Source organism: Acinetobacter harbinensis, from assembly GCF_000816495.1.
Lineage (GTDB): Bacteria > Pseudomonadota > Gammaproteobacteria > Pseudomonadales > Moraxellaceae > Acinetobacter > Acinetobacter harbinensis.
On record NZ_JXBK01000003.1, the window covers coordinates 19,108 to 21,284 of the forward strand.

2 protein-coding genes and 2 pseudogenes are annotated in these 2,177 nt (G+C 39.3%); 2 read left to right on the forward strand and 2 right to left on the reverse strand.

Annotated elements, in window-relative coordinates:
• Nucleotides 1-55 precede the first annotated feature (55 nt).
• Nucleotides 56-310 (forward strand): hypothetical protein, encoded by a 255-nt coding sequence (locus tag SE27_RS13025; protein ID WP_039624305.1) that lies wholly within the window; start codon nucleotides 56-58, stop codon nucleotides 308-310.
• Nucleotides 311-472: 162 nt separating this feature from the next.
• Here SE27_RS13025 and SE27_RS13945 read toward each other — a convergent pair whose 3' ends face one another.
• Together SE27_RS13945 and SE27_RS13030 are read right to left on the reverse strand one after the other, a co-directional pair.
• On the reverse strand, nucleotides 473-670 hold the full coding sequence (locus SE27_RS13945) for an LPD7 domain-containing protein (RefSeq protein ID WP_227504663.1): 198 nt from the start codon (nucleotides 668-670) through the stop codon (nucleotides 473-475).
• A 351-nt stretch (nucleotides 671-1,021) separates the two neighbouring features.
• Nucleotides 1,022-1,497, reverse strand: a pseudogene (locus SE27_RS13030) (helix-turn-helix domain-containing protein).
• A gap of 67 nt (nucleotides 1,498-1,564) precedes the next feature.
• On the opposite strand from SE27_RS13030, the pseudogene SE27_RS13745 reads away from it, so the two are divergent.
• Nucleotides 1,565-1,744 (forward strand): annotated as a pseudogene (locus SE27_RS13745) (transposase); the annotation flags it as partial.
• Between the last annotated feature and the right edge of the window lie 433 nt (nucleotides 1,745-2,177).

Below are 2,177 nucleotides of genomic sequence, written 5' to 3' on the forward strand. Positions count from 1 at the left end.
GTAACTTGGATGAATAGAAACCTACAACACTATAAATTGATGTAGGAGCTTTACAATGATCACTTCGAATGAGTTATGGATCAGCCATAAAGCGAAGTTGTTGGGCTATAAACTGATTAAAGAGTTGAATGTGGGAATGGGCTTTGGAATTGCAAGTTATCTAGATGTAAACCATTGCTATAACAATCATCAGGCGGTTTTGGTTTGGTTAGAACATTTTTTAGAAGACTATCCTGAAATACAAAATGTTGATCCACTGAGAATTGAATTTCTTAAACATTTTCCTGATTCTTGTTATGCGTTAGCCTAAGTATAATTCTTAGGCTATTCTTTTAAAAACCCGGTCTGTAATCATGATTATTTTTCGGCGTGGACTCTTTAGAACTGCCTCTTGATGTCACAGCTTGATTATTATAGAAGTTACTCGCTCTTTCTTCCTTATTTAATATACGAGTATCTCTCGGTTCCAAACTTAATTCTGTCGTTGGCGCTGTTGCTTGAGATCGCTCATTTCTAATGCTGGACTCTGCTCAATTGAGGCATTGGCTTTTTGCTGAGGAGCAGTTTCAAATTCAATTTTGATTCCTGCTGAATCCGCAATTTGCTGGACTTGTGTTTTAAACGCATCTGTTCCAGAAACGAGCACCACACCAAATTTGGCTTTGGCCAGTAATGACTTGTGTTAAAACCCATTTAAAGTGTCTATATTCTCACCAATAAAAATGTCTATGCGATAAACCATTTAAAATGTCCTGTTTTTAACCACAAGAGTCAAGCACAGGATTTAACTTTCTTTGTTCAATAATGGCTTTCTGAGCTTTACGACTCGGCATACTTTTCTTGGATCTAGAGTGTTTGTTTTGCTTATCCAGTTCTGACTCGCTTTAATCTTACAGCATCCACCGCATGAACATCGCCTATCTTCGTCCATGCATAACGGTTGTCAGGCGTAGCCGAAAATCCTGTTTCGTCGACATAGCCCAATACAATTTCACCACGTGCCGCTTGCTCACGTAATGCTTCAATCTGCTGTTGCGCTTGTCCAAATGCGATCGGGTCTCTTTTTTTTCAAGCTGTGACGGGTGCGTTTGAAGACCATGCCTAAATCTCGCAAAAACTTGCGAAGCGTTGCAATAGACACGGACACACCGTATTTTTCATGCAGTTTGACTCGGATCTGTTCTGCATTAGGTGGGCTTGTGTTGACCCACTCTAAGATTTGAACCTGATAGTCTGCGGTCAGTGTATTGGGTCGGCCTGAGGATGGACTTCTTGGATCGATTCAAACCGATATAGCTCCCAATGTCGGCGTTGTAGCCTTATGTTTTCTGGGATACGCTCTTGTAACCTAGCAACTTCGGCAACAGTTTTACCTTCGGAAAGCCAGAGAATAGTTTGGGCACGTTGTCTTTCACGCCAATGTGCTGCGTGCTTGGTCAGAAGAATCAGTTGTTCACGCTGTTCTAAGCTGAGTGGGACTGTAACAATCCGTGGCATGTGCAAACATCGTTTAACCAAAAATGCCTTTTCGCATGTTTAGTTGTTTTTGTCAACTTACCATGCCGCGATTCAGTGCTGTTTAATGATCAAATCGCTATTTCGACTCTCTTTACGCATGGTCACAGGATTTGTTCAGAGCCTGATTAAACTCTGCGGATTAGATTGAACAGCACCAGATTATTCCACGCTGTATAGAAGACAAAAGCATATTGATATTGCAATTCGCTATCAAAAAAGTAGTGAATAGTGCCTTTCAAATTCAGGTGAATGAAATCCATGCAAGTATAGCCTTTTTAAATGGATTCACGGAATTAGGCAGACCTCATACCCAAGTTGTGCCTTAAATTTATATAATTTGGGAAGGTATTAACTTTTAAATCTTTGTGCAACAAAGCCTAGTGGCTCTAGTTTTTGGAGATTTCATAAAAAATAATAATATTCAAAGTCTTGGAATAAAAATACTGTGCTTAATCCGAATAAGCACAGTGCCTGAAAGATTCAATATTGGGGAACCGATCGTATAAATTGATACTGAATATCTGAAAAAGTTGCTTCTGGATATTCTTCTAAATAATGTTCCGTCCAAAATAAAACAGCTTCATGCCCATCAAAAGATGGATTCACATCTAAATAAAAAGCCAAAGAGGCACTACGTTGAATATAAAGCTCTTGGATTA